Origin of the sequence: Vagococcus luciliae, from assembly GCF_024637875.1 — a bacterium.
In the GTDB taxonomy this organism is placed as follows: Bacteria; Bacillota; Bacilli; order Lactobacillales; family Vagococcaceae; genus Vagococcus; species Vagococcus luciliae.
On record NZ_CP102451.1, the window covers coordinates 398704 to 417200 of the forward strand.

General features: G+C 31.7%; 18 protein-coding genes, 1 pseudogene and 1 riboswitch. Of the genes and pseudogenes, 7 read left to right on the forward strand and 12 right to left on the reverse strand.

The window, feature by feature from the left end:
- Positions 1 to 12: 12 nt before the first annotated feature.
- The 9 genes from iolE to G314FT_RS02135 all read right to left on the reverse strand — a co-directional run bounded on the left by iolE (position 13) and on the right by G314FT_RS02135 (position 8414).
- Complete coding sequence (gene iolE, locus G314FT_RS02095; RefSeq protein ID WP_257701872.1) at positions 13 to 897, reverse strand: myo-inosose-2 dehydratase; 885 nt, start codon at positions 895 to 897, stop codon at positions 13 to 15.
- A 29-nt stretch (positions 898 to 926) separates the two neighbouring features.
- Positions 927 to 1952, reverse strand: coding sequence for an inositol 2-dehydrogenase (gene iolG, locus G314FT_RS02100; RefSeq protein ID WP_257701873.1), 1026 nt, complete (start codon positions 1950 to 1952; stop codon positions 927 to 929).
- 80 nt (positions 1953 to 2032) lie between these two features.
- Complete coding sequence (locus G314FT_RS02105) at positions 2033 to 3391, reverse strand: sugar porter family MFS transporter (protein WP_257701874.1); 1359 nt, start codon at positions 3389 to 3391, stop codon at positions 2033 to 2035.
- 300 nt (positions 3392 to 3691) lie between these two features.
- A complete protein-coding gene (locus tag G314FT_RS02110; RefSeq protein ID WP_257701875.1) occupies positions 3692 to 4153 on the reverse strand; it encodes a hypothetical protein in 462 nt (153 codons plus the stop codon).
- A 144-nt stretch (positions 4154 to 4297) separates the two neighbouring features.
- Positions 4298 to 5392, reverse strand: coding sequence for a serine hydrolase domain-containing protein (locus tag G314FT_RS02115; RefSeq protein WP_257701876.1), 1095 nt, complete (start codon positions 5390 to 5392; stop codon positions 4298 to 4300).
- 555 nt (positions 5393 to 5947) lie between these two features.
- Positions 5948 to 6355 carry a GNAT family N-acetyltransferase gene (locus tag G314FT_RS02120; RefSeq protein ID WP_257701877.1) on the reverse strand — a complete coding sequence of 136 codons (408 nt, stop codon included), beginning with the start codon at positions 6353 to 6355 and terminating at the stop codon, positions 5948 to 5950.
- Between the two features lie 140 nt (positions 6356 to 6495).
- Complete coding sequence (locus G314FT_RS02125) at positions 6496 to 6756, reverse strand: chorismate mutase (protein ID WP_257701878.1); 261 nt, start codon at positions 6754 to 6756, stop codon at positions 6496 to 6498.
- A gap of 30 nt (positions 6757 to 6786) precedes the next feature.
- A complete protein-coding gene (locus G314FT_RS02130; protein ID WP_423837525.1) occupies positions 6787 to 7461 on the reverse strand; it encodes an NAD-dependent protein deacylase in 675 nt (224 codons plus the stop codon).
- 44 nt (positions 7462 to 7505) lie between these two features.
- Complete coding sequence (locus tag G314FT_RS02135) at positions 7506 to 8414, reverse strand: EamA family transporter (protein WP_257701880.1); 909 nt, start codon at positions 8412 to 8414, stop codon at positions 7506 to 7508.
- A gap of 153 nt (positions 8415 to 8567) precedes the next feature.
- Positions 8568 to 8742: riboswitch (Lysine riboswitch) on the forward strand.
- An 88-nt stretch (positions 8743 to 8830) separates the two neighbouring features.
- Between G314FT_RS02135 and G314FT_RS02140 the strand changes: the two genes are divergently transcribed.
- Together G314FT_RS02140 and G314FT_RS02145 are read left to right on the forward strand one after the other, a co-directional pair.
- On the forward strand, positions 8831 to 10420 hold the full coding sequence (locus G314FT_RS02140; RefSeq protein WP_423837521.1) for an ABC transporter permease subunit: 1590 nt from the start codon (positions 8831 to 8833) through the stop codon (positions 10418 to 10420).
- Positions 10420 to 11157 carry an amino acid ABC transporter ATP-binding protein gene (locus tag G314FT_RS02145; RefSeq protein WP_257701881.1) on the forward strand — a complete coding sequence of 246 codons (738 nt, stop codon included), beginning with the start codon at positions 10420 to 10422 and terminating at the stop codon, positions 11155 to 11157. The genes G314FT_RS02140 and G314FT_RS02145 overlap by 1 nt, the downstream gene beginning before the upstream one ends.
- Before the next feature lie 39 nt (positions 11158 to 11196).
- Here the strand turns inward: G314FT_RS02145 and G314FT_RS02150 are convergent, their stop codons facing one another.
- Positions 11197 to 11580 carry a YxeA family protein gene (locus G314FT_RS02150; protein ID WP_257701882.1) on the reverse strand — a complete coding sequence of 128 codons (384 nt, stop codon included), beginning with the start codon at positions 11578 to 11580 and terminating at the stop codon, positions 11197 to 11199.
- A gap of 349 nt (positions 11581 to 11929) precedes the next feature.
- On the opposite strand from G314FT_RS02150, the gene G314FT_RS02155 reads away from it, so the two are divergent.
- The gene (locus G314FT_RS02155; RefSeq protein WP_257701883.1) at positions 11930 to 12088 is read left to right on the forward strand and encodes a hypothetical protein; all 159 of its coding nucleotides are present in this window, start codon (positions 11930 to 11932) and stop codon (positions 12086 to 12088) included.
- Positions 12089 to 12128: 40 nt separating this feature from the next.
- Here G314FT_RS02155 and G314FT_RS02160 read toward each other — a convergent pair whose 3' ends face one another.
- Positions 12129 to 12569 carry an NUDIX hydrolase gene (locus G314FT_RS02160; RefSeq protein WP_279348167.1) on the reverse strand — a complete coding sequence of 147 codons (441 nt, stop codon included), beginning with the start codon at positions 12567 to 12569 and terminating at the stop codon, positions 12129 to 12131.
- A 22-nt stretch (positions 12570 to 12591) separates the two neighbouring features.
- Positions 12592 to 13722: pseudogene (locus G314FT_RS02165) on the reverse strand (ArgE/DapE family deacylase).
- Between the two features lie 237 nt (positions 13723 to 13959).
- Between G314FT_RS02165 and G314FT_RS02170 the strand changes: the two are divergent.
- From G314FT_RS02170 to G314FT_RS02185, 4 genes are all read left to right on the forward strand, one after another.
- On the forward strand, positions 13960 to 14145 hold the full coding sequence (locus tag G314FT_RS02170; protein ID WP_257701884.1) for a hypothetical protein: 186 nt from the start codon (positions 13960 to 13962) through the stop codon (positions 14143 to 14145).
- Between the two features lie 614 nt (positions 14146 to 14759).
- A complete protein-coding gene (locus tag G314FT_RS02175; RefSeq protein ID WP_257701885.1) occupies positions 14760 to 14969 on the forward strand; it encodes a CsbD family protein in 210 nt (69 codons plus the stop codon).
- Between the two features lie 166 nt (positions 14970 to 15135).
- Entirely contained in the window at positions 15136 to 15615 is a 480-nt protein-coding gene (locus G314FT_RS02180; RefSeq protein WP_257701886.1) for an RpiB/LacA/LacB family sugar-phosphate isomerase, read from the forward strand.
- 475 nt (positions 15616 to 16090) lie between these two features.
- Positions 16091 to 18430: an ABC transporter ATP-binding protein/permease gene (locus G314FT_RS02185; protein WP_257701887.1), complete on the forward strand. Its 2340-nt coding sequence runs from the start codon at positions 16091 to 16093 to the stop codon at positions 18428 to 18430.
- Positions 18431 to 18497: the final 67 nt, after the last annotated feature.

Here is an 18497-nt window from a genome sequence, read left to right on the forward strand (position 1 = left end):
GAAAAATTTTCATTATAAACCAGTAGTTAAATTAATATAATTACGAGCAGCTTTTGCATAAATAAACGGATTAGCTTTTGCTGGATCTTGTTCTGCCTCTACGACAATCCATCCTTCATAACCATCTTTTTCAATTTCTTTCCAAATTGGTGCAAAATCAATCATGCCATCTCCTGGAACAGTGAATACGCCTTTTTTTACGCCCTGTAAGAAACTATAAGATTCATGCTTCACATCACTCATTTTTTCTTTACGAATATCTTTAAAATGAATATGTTTAATACGGTCTTTGTGTGTTTGATACACTTCAATTGGATCTTCACCTGAGAAAACTAAGTGACCCGTATCATATAATAGTGATACTTTTTTAGGATCTGTCTCAGCCATCAAACGATTGATTTCATCAGTTGTTTGAACACCAGTCCCCATGTGATGATGATAAACAATGGACATATCTTTTTCATTTGCCAACTCGCCTAATTTATCTAACCCACTTGTTAATTTTTCCCATTCTTCTTCTGTAAATTCAGGTTTTTTATCAAAAACAGGTGTCTCCATTTGACCTTGTACACTATGTCCTTGTTCTGACACAACGATGACTTTTGCTCCCATTGCATGTAAAAAGTCACGATGTAACATAAAGGCTTCTTTTGTCTCTTCAAATGGTTTCGTTGTTAAAAAGGCACTAAACCATGCACTGGCTACTGATAATCCTCGTGGCTCTAAAAAGCTTTTCAATTCTTCTGGATTTTTTGGATATTTGTTTCCAATTTCTGTTCCTGTGTACCCTGCTAATGCCATTTCACTGATACATTGTTCAAACGTATTTTCCTTACCTAATTCCGGCATATCATCATTTGTCCAAGCGATTGGTGCAATCCCTAACTTAATTGTCATTTGTATTTCCTCCATTTATTATTAATTTTTTAAATTTTTGGATAAGTTGTATCTACTGCCACAGGTTTACCGGTAGCAATAGATTTTTGTGCTGCAACAGCTACTCTTTGCGCCATGATAACATCCATACCTGTTGCGACTAATGGTTGATTATTTAAAATAGCTTCTACAAATAAACGTACCTCAGTATCATATGCTTGATGATAACGTTCCATAAAGATTGGTAATGGATTTTCCATCTCTAACGACTGTTCTCCATACAACTCAACAGTTGAATCGCTTACATTTTCTGCTTTAAGCATTCCTTTAGAACCAAATACTTCTACCCGTTGGTCATAACCATACACGGCACGACGGCTATTATCAATTAAGCCAAATGAACCATTTTCAAATTCTAATACTATTGCTAATGTATCAATATCGTTTATATCTTTTAAAGTTGGATCAATAAGCGTGTTTCCTCTAGCATAAACTTCTTTAATGTTACTTCCAGCCATATATCTAGCCATATCAAAATCATGCATGGTAAAATCGAATAACAATCCTCCGATACGTTTTATTAACTCATGTGGTAATAAATCAGGATCTCTCGAAGTAATTTTTATTATTTGAGGATCACCTATTTTACCATCTCTAACATCTTGATAGATTTTTCTAAATTGACGATCCACTCGTCGATTGAATGCAATCTGCATTTTAACATTATTTTCCTTCACCGCACGTAATACTTTTAAACTTGATTCTTCATTTGTATCCATACTTAAAGGTTTTTCGCAAAAAATATGTTTTTTTGCTTTTGCTGCATCAATTGCTATTTTTTCATGTGAGTCTGTCGAAGAGAAAATGAATAACGCTTCTAATTCTTCATTACATAATAACTCTTGATAATCTTTGTAACAATGCTCAATACCTAACATATTCAATTCGTCTTCAACATTCTCAATAAACAAATCAGATACACCTAAGATATTTATACTTGGAATGTTCAGAAGATTCTTAATATGCATCATTCCTACCCTTCCAACACCTACTACACCACAATTTAATTTTTTCATTTACGTACTCCTTCATCAATATTTTTAACTAACATTATTTTATTTAAAACAATAGAAATTGTGTTTGTATTCACAATAAACTATTTAATGAAATGGCTTTCAATTTCTTCCAACGTTTTTCCCTTTGTTTCTGGTATTTTAAAATGTACCACTAAAATCCCTAATAATGCACAACCAGCAAATCCATAAAATGTAGCATTAATACCTACTGAATTGACAAGAACAGGGAAAAATAGCCCAACGAGAAAATTAGCTATCCATAAAACAAACACTGCAATCCCAGAAAAAGTCCCTCTATACTTAGCTGGAAATATTTCAGAGATTAAAATCCAGGTAACTGGTCCAATAGCTCCTTGAAAAGAAAATATATAAATAAAAATAATGATCATAATAATATATGGTGCTATTTGTGTTCCTGACAACAAATTAGATAGAACACCTACAGAAATTAACGATACTGCACAAATTGTTAATCCACTAATTTCCAATTTTTTTCGTCCCATTTTATCAACAATTGTCATTCCTACGATTGATGCAATAACTGAAACAACACCATTTAAAACATTGAATATCAATGCTGCACTAGCACCAAATCCATACATTGTTAAAATTTCAGACCCATAATACATAACTGAATTAATTCCCGAAAATTGTTGTATTATACCTAATAAACACCCTAACAAAAGAATCTTTATCGTCCAAGTTGGTATTTTTTCTTTATTTTTTTTATTTGTAACTACTTTAACAGGTATTTCTTTTATCTCTTGTATTTCTTTTTTCACCATCTCGTCATCATCTAGATAGATTTCTTTAATTATATGAATTGCACGATCTAACATACCATTTCTAGCATACCACTTAGGTGACTCTAATACTTTTGTCATACCAATTAACATAATAATTGCTGGTATAGCGGCTAACCCCATCATCACTTTCCAAATATGATTATTTTGAATAAACATATTACCTAAAATAGCATTTAATAAAAAGGCTAAGAACTGTCCACCCACAATCATTACCTGATTTAAACCAACCATTTTCCCTCTATGCTCAGCCGAAGAAATTTCACCTAAATATAATGGCACAACAGCTGATGATGCTCCTACAGCAAGTCCCAATAAGAACCGAAAAGAGACTAGAAAAGCAAAATTAAAAGATCCGCTACAACCTATTGCTCCAACCAGATAAATCCAAGCAATAATACGCAATGTCTTTTTTCGCCCAATCATATCACTTATTTTCCCACCAAAAACTGCCCCAAATGCTGCAGATAATGTTAAGGATGATGATACCCAACCTTTTTGTATAGGAGTTAACATAAAATCTTTACCGATAAAATTCAACGCGCCATTTACAACACCTGTATTATAGCCAAATAGCAACCCCCCGATAGTCACAATTAACGATATAGTGATAATCTTTTTATTAACTTTTGTCACACAAACACCTTCCCTTCTTCTTTACTAATTACTAAACATCAACATACCCAATAATAGATAAGATGTTACCAAATTCACAATAACAACTTACACACGAATTATACAACTCTTACTCTTTTTTTACAAGTAATTTTTTAAAAAAATATAAAAATCATAAAAAATCTTTATTTTAAAAGGTTTTTAAAATAAGCACATAAATAAAAAACAATAAAGTTACTCATTTTAAAAAATAAAATGAGTAACTTTATTGTTTTTTGTTTTTCATTGTTAAAAAAAGCACAAGTTTTTATATGATTAAAATTATCTATTCTTTTTTTTCGACTTTTTTTTATGCTTACTTTTCTTTTTTTGTAAATCAATTGCCTTTAATTGATTTGAAGCTTGAAACGAGAATATGATAGCTAATATTTTTAAAATCCATGCTGGAAGTCTAAAAATGTAGCTTACTATCGATCCCCCTATAAACGACCCCAATACAGCTCCTGTTTTATATGCACTATCTCCTTTTATCATCGATAGATTTCCTACTGATCCAAGAACTATTAATCCTCCTATTAAAGATAAAGTACATGAGATAATCATTAAAATAGCTCCACTTTTTTTTACTTTTTTTGGCTGTTTTGCTAAAACATAAATAGAAAAACTCAACAATAATATCGTTAATACTTTAAAGACATCAATCATACCACCTAATACTGGAACTGCTGTAATAATACCAATAATAGCCATTGTTACATAAAAACTAGCTAACCTTTTGTTCATAAAAACACTCTCCTTTTACATATATAATATAAGTGTCTTATAATTACATATTTTTTTCAAGTTATAAAAAATTAAATATTCAGTATCTTTATAAAAAAAGAGCCTTTATAAAGGCTCTAAAAATCATTTGATTATGTCAGTAAATTAAGCAAAATTACTTTTATAAATATCTGATGCCAAATCTGATAAGCTGTCTAGTTCATGACCATTACTAATTAACACAATAATATTTTCACCATCATCGTCAAGAAAAACTGAAGATTCATAATCTCCCAAACTACCGTTCGTTTGCATCAATCCATCAGTCTGCCAAAATGCTCCACTATAATCATTATCGGATTTTACCATATTAGAAAAGTCTTCTTTCGTTATTAATGTACCATCAGTCAATGCTTGAACAAAAGTCACTAAATCGTTTGCGGACATCAAAACATTTCCAGCCCCAATCAAACTAGAATATAAAGCTTTTGAACGAGAAAAATCTGAAGCACTCTCTGTATAATCTCCATACAATAATGAACTATTATAAGCTGTTGCAACATCCTCTTCAGCTACATTATCCCAAAAAAATGTATGAGATAGATTTAATGGTTCTATGATTTCTTTTGTGAATAATTCTTCATAACTTTCTCCTGTGACAGTTGATAGAATACCAGCTAATAAAGAATAATTAGCATTAGTATAATTAAATCCTGTTTCTCCAGTACTTTCCAGTGTATCTAATACATAATTAATTTGATCTTCTTGTGTTGTTAATACCTTTTCTGGTGCTACTTCATCCATTTTGATACCTGATGTTTGATCAATCAAATCACGTATGGTTATATCTGAACTTCCCTTAATATCTGGATAAAAATCTGATAGAGGCGTTTCATAGGTTAAATCTCCATTTGAAATAGATTTAGCAACCAATGCTGCTGTCATCATTTTTTGTAAAGAAGCAACTGGAAAAAGAGTATCCAAATTATTTACCTCATTAGCTTCATAATTACTATAGCCATATACAGCTGTTGAAGTAACCTTATCTCCCTCAACCAAGATAGCTACCCCATTGTAATTTTCTTCAGGAAAATAATCTTCAATAGTTTTATCAGAAGAGTCACTGTTAGTATTTCCTGCTGCGAAAACCTCATCATCAATCATATGTTTGTTTAAAAAGTATCCCAATCCTAATACAATAATGACTGTTGTTATACCTATCCACACGATTTTTGTTATTTTAACTTTTTTCTTTATCACAATCATACCTCCTTATTGCACTAACACTACTTAAATTTACTTATAGTATAAAATGTGATACTTAAACTAACCTTAAAACCATTTATTATTTCATATTAAATTATCTATTTCATAGTTTTTAATTATAAATAAAAAACCACACGAATCATGATAAACGTTACGTTGGTTTAAAAAAGCCTATTTACTTAACTACCAATACTGTATAATCATGGTGTTGTAACAAAAAACACGTCATTAATTGATAAATTTATATAGAATCTTCATTTTTTATAATACCACGATTATTTAATTTAGTATAATCATTCGCAATATTAAAATAGTATAATAAATAAAAATGGAGATGAATTAAAAGTGAAATATATTTACCATACGTCATCACTCGATTATTCATTGCTTGGTTCATTTATTTGATATACGACTTATACACCAAGTTCCAAGAAAGTATGGTCCTTGGATTGATTCAGTTAACTTTTATTATTGTCTTATTGGCCATCATTATTTTTGAACATAAAAAAATAAGTCAAAGATACACATCTCTTCGACTTATCAATGTAACTAAAATTCCTTGTAAAAAGCAACTGTACTCCCTCTATCACACGATTCAAATCCAAAACTTTCATAAAATCCTCTAACGTCTGGAGCATCTACGGTTAACAATACTTTTTGACGAACATGTTTGAATGTTTCTAATACATCACGCATTAATACTGTTCCTATTTTTTCTCGTTGAAAATCTGGATGAATCAAAATATCTTGTATATACAAAATCGTGTAGCCATCACCGACCACTCTAATTAATCCAACCAACTGATCTTTATACCAAGCACTCACTACATAAAGTGAATGAGTGATTGCTTTTTCTAAACCAATTAAATCTTGAGTATAAGCTGTCCATCCTACACTATCATATAATGCTTTCAAATTTTTACTATCTATCTGACAATCTTTTTTGTATTCTATCATTATCTATCCTCCTAATTTATTTTTTAAATTAAGAGTCAAACTTCAACCGATTATTCATCATAAAATTTCCTTTTAGGTGTTTCGTTCATTGTATCATACCTATAAAAAAAATCCTCCAGAAATTTTCTGAAGGATCACCTTTATTGTTTACTTTTTTGATAGTCTTTTGAGACCATCATGATTTGATTAAATGTTTCGACGATTGAATCAGCATAATCCTCATTGGAAACCATTTGTCGAATTTTTTCTAATACGGCTTCTTCTCTTATCGTATCAAAAACTGGAATATGATTGTCTTTTTTTATCTTCGCGATGTGCGACACACAATCATATCTTTCTTCCAATAATGATACGATTTGTTCATCAATTTCATCAATTCGTTGTCTATCTTGACTTAACATCTTATCTCCTCATTTCGTATAAGAGTCAGATTATATATCAGAGAAAAAGTCTTCACCTTTTTGTTGCACTAAAAGATGAGGCATCATTAATGAAATGGGTTCTTTGTTTACCACAATCACCTGACTATCAGGTTTGCGGTAATTAATCAGTCCACTAAATGGATACACTTGAAAGCTTGTCCCAACAATACACACAACGTCCGCTTTAGACAACCAGGAAATGGCTGTTTCTATATTAGACTCAGACAAACCTTCTTCATAAAGCACCACATTCGGACGAATGATCCCACCACATTCTTGATGATACATACTCTTCATATAGTCTGGAACAGAAACTGACTGACCACATGTTTGACAATAACAATCATACAAACTTCCATGAAACGACACCACATTTGGACTTCCTGCTTTATTATGTAAGTCGTCAATATTTTGCGTCACAATCCCAACTTGTTTCGTTTGGCTTAATTCTGCCATTTTTTCATGAATCACATTCGGTTTTGCTTCTGGGTGGTATAATTGTTGCACAAATTGATAAAAAACATCAGGCTCGCGTTTTAAACAAGTATGACTCAGCAAATATTCTGGATTCTCTACTCCATGATATACCCCTGTCATAGAGCGATAATCAGGAATACCTGATGCAGTTGATACTCCGGCTCCTGTCATAAATACTATATTTTTCGCTTGCTTTAATATCTCCATTGCTTGTTCTTCCACATTGATCACTCCTTTGCTTTATTATGACATTATTCGTCAAAAAAGCCTAATATAACTACAGAAATGATAATCGCAAAAATCATAACGTATTGTTTCTTTGTTAACTTCTCTTTTAAGAAAATTCTCGACCATAACACTGATACGATACTATATGATGCAATCATTGGTGCGACGACAATAGAATTGCTTGCGATTGCTCCAATATAGAAAAATTGTCCCAAGGTTTCAAAAAGTGCCGCAAAACCTTTATATTTTTCATGAAACACATCCATTTTTTCTCCTTTAATCGCTCGTAAATAACCCCACATTAGTAACCCGACGATTAAAAAAGTAAACTCATAACTCATGTTTGCTTGATTTTCTGGTAAAATCTCCGCATAATCCAAATAATACCCATCTAAAAATGTCCCTAGTCCATCAATCACACAGTACAGTATCGGAAAAATAATGGCCAATGCACTTTTCTGATATTTTTTATCGACCACATTGCCTGATACTTTTAACTCGTGATCAACTTCTTGCTTTTCATAAACAGACAACATAAAAATAGCGACTGAAATAACTGCCACAGCAATAAATTGAATCCACACCATTTTCGCTCCTAGTATCAGAAACATTAATAAAGCTGACACCGCTCCTGAAGAGTTACTAATGGGTGAAGACACACTCAGCTCTATATAACGAAGCCCCACATACCCGATCGCCATTGATAAAATATACATGGACGACACAGGTAAATAAATCAACATATTTTTCCATTCAAATCCCACACCTAAATATAAATAATAGTATAAAAAGGCGTGAAGCCCCATCACCAATCCCACAATGACCACTGTTTTTTGTGCACTATACTTGTCTTTTTCATTATTTCCTAACTTATAAAATAAATCAGCTGTCCCCCATGCAAAGACAGCCACCAATGCTGACATAAACCACATACTTTTCGTCTCCCTTATGTTTACTTTCACACTTACTTGTTTAAAAATAACTAATTGAAAGGCCTTGGTCAAATATTTTTTTATTAAAACTCATGACTTTTTGAAAAAGGTATGATATAGTGTTAGACATATTGAGAAAAAATAACCAAATAATATAAATCTAGAGGTTGCAATCTATCAATAACATTATTTGAGTAGAGGAGTACATTGACACTAATGCACAGGGAAGATTGCCGAAATGTGATAAAGTTCCTCGCTTATCATGTTGGGACTATAGTGAATAACTATAGGACTGTCTTAGTTAAGACTAAGATGCGCTATGATTGGATAACACTTCGTTAATCTGACTTCATCAAAAGCAACCTCTATTTACGGGGTTGCTTTTTTTATTTATCTAAAACAAAAGGAGAATTATCATGCAAACAAACAATCGTTCTACCAGTCATATCTTAATCGCACTATTATTCTTATTTATTAGTTTTATCATGCTCACACCAAAAGTGGAGGCAAATGACGATAAATTTGTCGTAGGAATGGAAGCTGGCTACCCTCCATTCAACTGGACACAACAAAATAATGCCGATGGAGCGGTCAAAATTCAAGGCGGAAGTGAGTATGCCAATGGTTATGATGTCATGATTGCCAAACGCGTCGCTGAAGGTTTAGGAAAAGAACTTGTTATTTATAAAACATCATGGGATGGATTAGCACCTGCGTTAACTTCTGGAAAAGTGGATGCTATTATTGCTGGAATGTCTCCCACTGAAGAACGAAAAAAAACCATTGATTTTACTAACGACTACTATCACTCAAACCTCGTCCTAGTTGTGGCAAAAGATGGAAAATATGCTAATGCAAAAAGTCTAAAAGATTTTGAAGGAGCAAAAGTCACTGCTCAATTAAATACATTTCATTACTCTGTGATTGATCAAATAGAAGGTGTCTCAAAACGAACTGCTATGGACGATTTTTCTGCTATGCGTGTGGCACTCCAATCCGGAAAAATCGATGCGTATGTTTCAGAAAAACCTGAGGGAATCACCGCCCAAAAAGTGAATCCAAACTTTAAAATGATTGATTTTGAAGATGGCAAAGGGTTTAACACGAATCGCGATGATACATCTGTTTCTATCGGTGTAAAAAAAGGTAGCCAAGATATTACAAAAATCAATGACATTTTAGCTGGTATCACTCAAACAGAACGAGACAATTTTATGGATATTGCCATTAGTGAACAACCCGACTCACAGTCAAATGAAAACTGGGTTGTCAAAATCGTCAAAGAAAACTGGCAAATGTTCTTAAAAGGTGCTGGGGTGACGCTTTTAATCTCGCTTATCGGAACAATTGTTGGAACATTCATTGGATTAGGTATTGGGTTGTTTAGAACCATTCCAACGCCAAAAAATATGGTGAATAAAGTCTTATTTAAATTATTAAACACTCTCTTTTCTATTTATATTGAAATATTTAGAGGAACACCCATGATCGTTCAAGCAATGGTTATTTACTACGGATCTTCTCAAGCATTTGGAATTGATATGAATCCACTTGCTGCAGCATTGTTTATTGTATCAATTAACACTGGAGCATATATGACAGAAATCGTACGTGGTGGTATTTTCTCAGTTGATAAAGGACAATTTGAAGCAGCTTCTGCTATTGGTATGACACATGGGCAAACAATGGTAAATGTGGTGATTCCACAAGTATTTAGAAATATTTTACCTGCTATGGGAAATGAATTTGTCATCAATATTAAAGACACCTCTGTATTAAATGTGATTGCTGTCACTGAGTTATTCTTCCAAGCGAAAACAGTCGCTGGAAGTAACTTTAGATTCTTTGATACCTTCTTTGTTGTTTGTGTGATTTACTTTGTCATGACCTTCACTGTGACACGTATCTTGCGATTTGTTGAACGAAAAATGGATGGTACTGGTGAATATGCTCCATATGCTAATCAAATGCAAACAGCTATTTTAGAAAGAAAGGATGACAAATAATGACAGACTTAATCCAAATCAATCATTTACAAAAACAATACGGCAATCATGAAGTATTAAAAGACATTAATCTATCTGTAAAAGATGGTGAAGTTGTAACGATTATCGGGCCATCTGGTTCAGGTAAATCAACTTTACTTCGTTGCATTAATTTATTAGAAGAACCAACTGGTGGGGAATTACTTTTCAAAGGTGACAATATCCTTGCTCCTGGTTATAACTTACCAAAATATCGTGCTCATGTTGGAATGGTATTTCAACAGTTCAATCTATTTGAAAATCACGATGTCTTAAATAACTGCATCGTTGGACAAGTAAAAGTATTAAAACGCTCACGAGAAGAAGCAGAACGTATCGCGATTGCAAATTTAGATAAAGTCGGGATGAAAGATTTTGCTCATGCTAAACCTAGCCAATTATCTGGTGGACAAAAACAACGCGTCGCAATTGCTCGCGCCATCTCTATGGATCCTGAGGTGATGCTATTCGATGAGCCAACCTCAGCACTTGATCCTGAAATGGTCGGTGAAGTATTAAAAATCATGCGTGAGTTAACTGGGACTGGTTTAACCATGATTATCGTAACGCATGAGATGGCTTTTGCCGAAGAAGTATCTGATCGTGTCATTTTTATGGATCAAGGAGTTGTTGCTGAAGAAGGTGCTCCGGAAAAAATCTTCCAACATCCAGAACAAGCTCGCACAAAAGAATTTTTACAACGTATTTTAGAAGGATAAAAAATAAGCTAGATTGAGCCAACTCAATCTAGCTTATTTTTATTTATCTAGTTTTTCTAATACATTCTTTGGAATATCACTTTTTGACACATCATTTGGTCCAGTAACAATGCGTTTTTTACTAAGAGATACTTTTACATAAGATCCTGGTTTGAATGGTGTCACATTATCACCACTTAATTCATAATCCATTTTTTGTGTACTACCATCTTCTTTTACAAAATTGAAATCGTATTTGTATGATTTACTGCCCGGTACGACCTCTCCAGTATCATCTTTAGTATTTTCTACTGTTGGGACCTCTTCTGGTATTTTTGCATATGCTACATCACCTTTATAAGTTGTTGAATAATATTCATAACCTTTATAACCAAATATAACAATTAATACTAATGCCACAACTAAAATAATTTTTTTTGCCATCAGATTCACTCCTTCATAGTTAACATTTAAATACAAAAAGTATCATATACATATAATAACATGGATTTTAGAATAATATAACTCAAATAATACTTTATAATCTAACCAAATCGTCATTTTTAGGACAAAGTCATTATCACTATTCCTATTTTAATAAATAGTCGTTGCCCTATTTCATTCTAACCTGTCTCATATATCATGCAATTCATTTGGATAATAACGTTTTGTTTGGTATCATAATAAAAAACAACATAGTTAATTCACTTTTTTTTCGTTAACTAAGTGTAAGATAATTTTATAAGCATTTAATAGATGCCATCAATTAACAAAATGAAAGAAGGTTATATCTATGACTACTGAACGTGATGGAGCAAAAGAAAATCGCCGTTCATTCGAACAAGCAAAAGCAAAAGAAATATTCGAAGCTGATACCGACAAAAATCGTGAAAAAGTAGCTGAGAAAAAAGAAGAAAAAGCTGAAAAACGTTTAATCCGCGAACACAAATAAAAAGTAGCCTAAGTATATCCAGTATGCTTAGGCTATTTTTTTATAATTCTTTATTAATAAAATGTTGCGTTTTTGTAGTTGCTTGTTTAACTAATTCATTTAATTGAGGTGGTCTTAAAGAGTGTGACGCCATAATATTTATCCACTCCATAGGCACTTCTCCTATAATAGATTGTATATCTTTTAAAGCAAATACTTCATAAACAAAAATGACTTGTTGGTACGGCTTTTCTTCGTAGATAAACATATTCTCAATAGTCGATAACAATGAACCAACTTCCACTTTCATGCCCGTTTCTTCCAAAAATTCTCTTACAACAGCTTCTTTAGAAGTCTCTCCTATTTTGACCGCTCCTCCTGGTAAGGTATGTGTCCCATCAGACTCCACTGTTGTTAAAACATTATCTCCTTGTTTTAAAATACCACAAGCTCTTACATCAAATTTACTTTCTCCTATTACGACACGAATATCTTCCATCATCACAATCACGATTCCTTTTAAGTTATTTTAAATATGTGGTAATAATTTGTTTATATTTATCAATCATATCTAAGTAATTATCTATATCAACATATTCATCCACTTGATGAGGTAACGTAGGTTCATCTGGGTCAAACACAACAAAATCAAATGAATTATCTGATTTAATAAATTCTTCTGTACCCGTTGTTGCTGAAATACCGATAAGTTGTAATGGCGTAGCAAATTGACTTTGAATGACTTGAACCAATTCTGAATCTTTTGCTGCTCTTACAGATAACTTGTTGTAGTCGATTATTAATCGTTAATTTATAGGGCTGATTTTTGTTTAATTCATCCACTGCTTCTTGCAATACATTAATCATTTCATCATTAGAAAACTCTGAAATACTACGAATATTCCCTTATAACGCAGCATAGTTTGGAATACTATTAACCTGGTTTCCTCCAGTCATGATTTTAATATTATGAATGGTTGAACCTAATTCTTCATTGGTATATTTTTTAGCAATATTATCCATTTTTTTATTAATATGATAAGAAAAATCGATCAAATGATTTAGAGCGTTGTACCCTTCTTGTGGCATCGAACTATGTGCCTATTTTCCGGCAGATGTTACGGTGTAATTAATTGAGCCCATATGTGTGTAAACAATATTATAATGACTTAGCTCTCCCACAATCAAACCATCTAGATCATCAACGTATCCTAGTTTTGTTAATTATTCTGCACCTAATTCTCCAACTTTCTCCCCAACTGTTGCAAGTAATTTGACAATGCCGTTAAATTCTTGCTGTTCTTCTTGAAGTTCCATCATTGCAATGACCATTGCCATTAAACAACTTTTCATATCTGTTGAGCCACGCCCATATAACTTATTATCTTCTATCGTTGCTGAAAATGGTGGGTATTTCCATGCATTTTCATCACCTGGATCCACAACATCCATATGTCCAGTTAGTCCAAGTACTTTTCCTTCTTGTCCTTTTTTTAACGTGGCTACTAAACTGCTATGATTATTTGCATATTGAATCAATTCTGTTGAAATCCCTATTTGTTTTGAGTGTATTTTGCTACCATTTCTTCATTTTCATTAATCGTTTTCATTTTTAAAATATCTTGTAATAATTCAATTTTTTGATGTCTATCCATGATTGTTCTCCCTCTTTTAATTTCCCTTTTTTATTAAAATAGTATCATTCCATGGTAAAATTAAAAAGAATATTATACCTATAATGAATAAAAAATAGATTACTCTTCTATGGAATTAAAGAATTAACTTTATCAAAAAATTCGTGATTTTCTTTTACTTAGATTCTACTAGCAAAAAAGTTTATTTAATCTTGTATAAATGATAAACTGACTATAAAAATGAAAAGAGGGATTGCTATGTCAGATAAATCAATGCCTGATCAACCCGTTATTCTTAATGATATGCCACTAGAGGCTGAAAATGAAATGGTTTTAAAAAGTGACTTTATCAAAGAAAGAATGACCTCTTTAAATCATGATGGATTTAATTTTATTCTGCCAGATACTCCACAAATTATTGAAGAAAAGAAAAAGAAAAAATAATATCTCGTTTTAAGATTAGATTAAGATTATAAGATTATGATATAAACAGTTAGATGATTATTTAACACATCCTCTTCCCCCACAACAGAGGAACTGCTAATAACATGCTAAATGATTTTTTCATTTTATTCCAAATTTGATTTAACTATTAATCCCGAAAATAGTTAGATTACCTACTTCCTCTAGTAATCCATTGCTAGAGGTTTTTTATATCAAAATTAAAAATATATAATTTGATAACATCTTTTTAAGCTTCATTTAAGGTTGACTGATTATTATATAGTTAACACATGAGTGACAAGCATATGGGCTTTATTATAAGTAGGTTCAAACCCTACCACTCATTTAACTTCCTCTACTCCCACAATAGAGGAAGTTTTCACAGAATAAATTTAACTTTTTTTATTCTATTAACTCCTAATCATTGCAATCTCTATCTTCCCACGATAGAGATTGCACTCCTTCCTCTAGCAACGATTTGCTAGAGGTTTTTTATCTTTTATCGTATTTTTCAATAATAAAAAGTTAATAGTAATGAAGGGTTTTCATTTGCTTATTATATACTTATTACGTTATAGTAAAAGTGTAACATTAATTAATAGGAGGAATTTAACATGACTGATAAAGGTAAAGTTGATAAAGCGGTAGGTAAAGTACAAGAAACTGCAGGTGACATTACAAGTAATGACAAGTTAAAAGGTAAAGGGCTTTTAAAACAAGCTGAAGGTAAAGTGAAAGAAGTATCCTCTGAAATTAAAGAAAAAACAGAAGAAATAGTTGATGATGTTAAAGACAAATTTAAAGAACATGATGATAAAAAATAATTAATATAAAAGGGAAATCTTAATGATAAGATTTCCCTTTTATATTTTTACACAAATTATTAATTATCAAATAACATCATTTTACATTTATAGTGTTTTTTTATACAATAGTAATATACATATTCAATCTATTTATATGTTAAAAAATAAAAAAGGAGCGAATATAATGAAAATTATTATGGGAGCAGATCCTTCTGGTTTAGCATTAAAAAATGAAGTAAAAAAACATTTATTGAACAAAGGACTTGAAATAACTGATATTACTGAGGATGATGATCAAGCATACTACTCTGTTGGTTTCGAAGTTGGAAAAGCGATAGCTAATAAAAAATACGATCGAGGTTTCATTTTTTGTGGTACTGGTATGGGCGTAAATATTGTAGCAAATAAGTTTAATGGTGTTTATTCTGCTTTATGCGAAAGTATTGAAACAGCAACCTTGTCTAGAAAAATAAATAATGCTAACGTGTTAGCAATGGGTGGCTTGATTATCACACCTTATTTAGCAAAAGAAATGGCGGATGCTTTCTTAGAAACAGATTTTTCTTATGGTTTTTCTGAAGGATCTCCTGAATATTTACAATCTGCATACAAAACTATACAAAATCTTGAACCGACTATTTTAAAAGAAAATAATTCTCTTTAGTGTTTCAACTAAAATTATCTTTAAAGCTTATCCTAATAACTTTATTTATTTGGGTAAGCTTTATTATTTTCTGTAAAGTAATTTCCATTGGCGAACAAAAAAGGCTATGTGGATATTTTAAGTTATCCACAGTTGCTTTATTCACACAAAAAAATAGTTATTTAGCAATGTTCTCAAAAGTTATTAACACTGTCCACAGACTTATCCACAGTTTTTATATTAAATTTGCACACGAACACTTAATTTCACTTAATTTACCTAAAATTGAAATTCTGATCCATCAACCTATATAAAGATAAAATGTGTCTATTAAAAAGTTATCCACACTTGTCCACAAAAAATGTGGACAAGTTATGTTTACATTGGGAATGAGAACATATCAATAGCATATCCACAAAATTTTGTTATAATAAAAGCTAGTTTATTAACAGATGTTTCATTAATAATATATTAATAAAAGAAAAGAGGGAATCACATGCTTGCATTAAGAAATATCAAAAAATATTATACTGTTGGTGGTACGACAACAAAAGCACTAGACGGTGTTTCTGTATCGTTTAGGCGACAAGAATTTGTTGCAATATTGGGAGCAAGTGGTTCTGGTAAAACGACTTTACTCAATGTCATTGGTGGGCTAGATAATTACGATTCAGGTGATATGATTATCGATGGAAAATCCACAAAAGATTTTAAAGACGGAGATTGGGATGCTTATCGAAATAATTCAATTGGTTTTGTCTTTCAAAGTTACAATCTGATTAGTCATCTTGGAATTATTGAAAATGTTGAATTGGGAATGACTCTTAGTGGTGTATCAAAAGAGAAAAAAAGACAACATGCAACAGCTGCCTTAGAAAGAGTGGGACTTGCTGAGCATATGCATAAAAAACCTAATCAATTATCAGGTGGACAAATGCAACGTGTCGCGATTGCCCGAGCGCTTGCAAATGATCCAGATATTTTACTATGTGATGAACCTACAGGAGCTTTAGATACAGAAACTAGTTTACAAATCATGAAGCTTATCAAAGAACTTTCAAAAGAAAAATTAGTCATCATGGTAACACATAACCCAGAATTAGCTTATGATTATGCCAATCGTATTATTGAATTTTCTGATGGAAAAATAACAAATGATTCAAATCCCTATACTGAAGAAATACATGATGCTAAATTTAAACTAAAACGAACTAAAATGAGTTTTTTCACTGCATTAAAATTATCCTTTAATAACTTACGTACAAAAAAAGGGAGAACTTTGTTAACTGCTTTCGCTTCAAGTATTGGAATCATTAGTATTGGAATTGTTTTGTCCTTATCTAATGGCTTTCAAAAGCAAATTGACAAAACTCAAACAGAAACACTGTCCAAATTTCCTATTACCATTTCACAAATTACAACCGATCAAACTATCAATCAAAAAAATGCTTTAGGCAGTGATAAAGGCTCTTATTCTAATAAAAAAGAGATTACTCCTAAACAAAGTGAACAAGATAAAGCACAACATGTTAACCATATAAATCAAGAGTATATTGATTATATTAAAAAGATTAATCCATCACTAACAAATAGTATTGGTTATTCTAGAACAGTTGCCATGAATATTTTAGGTGACGTTAATGGAGACATTAAACCTATCAGCTTTTCTAACGCCACACCAAACAGTGGTGGTTCTATGGAATCTGCTATGTCCTCAATGACAGGTATAGGGATTTCATCTTTTCCAACCAAACTTAACAATGACTCTAAAGATTTTTTAAAAGAAAATTATAATGTTATTGCAGGAGAATATCCAACCTCTGCAACGGATATTGTATTAATTGTAGATAGACAAAATGCAACCAATATCAATGCTTTGAAAAATATTGGATTAAATGTTAAAGAAAATGAACCACTCCCATTTGATGACATTGTTGGAAAAGAATTTAAATTAATTTCTAACAATACATATTATCAAAAAATTCCGACTGGTAATTTTATTCCAAATACTGATTATCAAAAAATGTACGACAATACTGGTAACACCACTATTCGCGTAAGCGGAATTTTACGTGTTAAATCTTCCTCTAGTATGAATTTACTCTCTCCAGGATTTGCCTATAGTAATGAACTAACAGCTAAAATTGTAGATGAAAATGAGCAATCAGACATTGTCAAAGCACAACGAGATAGTAACAAAAACGTGATGAATAATGAATCTCTTGATGCTCAAGCTAAAGATAATCTGCTTGCTTATCTTGGCGGTACTAGTATTCCGTCTAGTATTTTAATTTATCCAAATAACTTTAGTGACAAAGAACAAATTTTAACGTATCTAGATAAATACAATAAAGGTAAAGATAAAGAAGACCGGATTTTATACACCGATTTAGCTGGAACTATGACACAACTAACTGGTGGTCTGATGGATGCGATAACTTACGTTTTAATTGCCTTTGCGGGAATTTCCCTTGTTACTAGTATGATTATGATTGGTATCATCACTTATACATCTGTTCTTGAAAGAACAAAAGAAATTGGTGTCTTAAAGGCTTTAGGTGCTAGAAAGAAAGATATTACCCGTGTATTTGATGCTGAAACATGTATCTTAGGAATTGCATCAGGTTCTTTAGGTGTCTTTATTGCCTATGCAACCACATTTCCTATTAATAGTTTACTTTACAAATTAACTGATTTAAAAAATGTGGCACAACTCAATCCAAAACATGCGTTGATTTTAGTCATTATTTCGACAATTTTAACCATGATTGGTGGACATATTCCAGCGAGAATTGCAGCGAAAAAAGATGCTGCTATTGCTTTACGTGCAGAATAAATTATAAAAAAATAGATTGTAGTTTCCTTGAACATTACATTTTAAGGACAGCTACAATCTATTAATT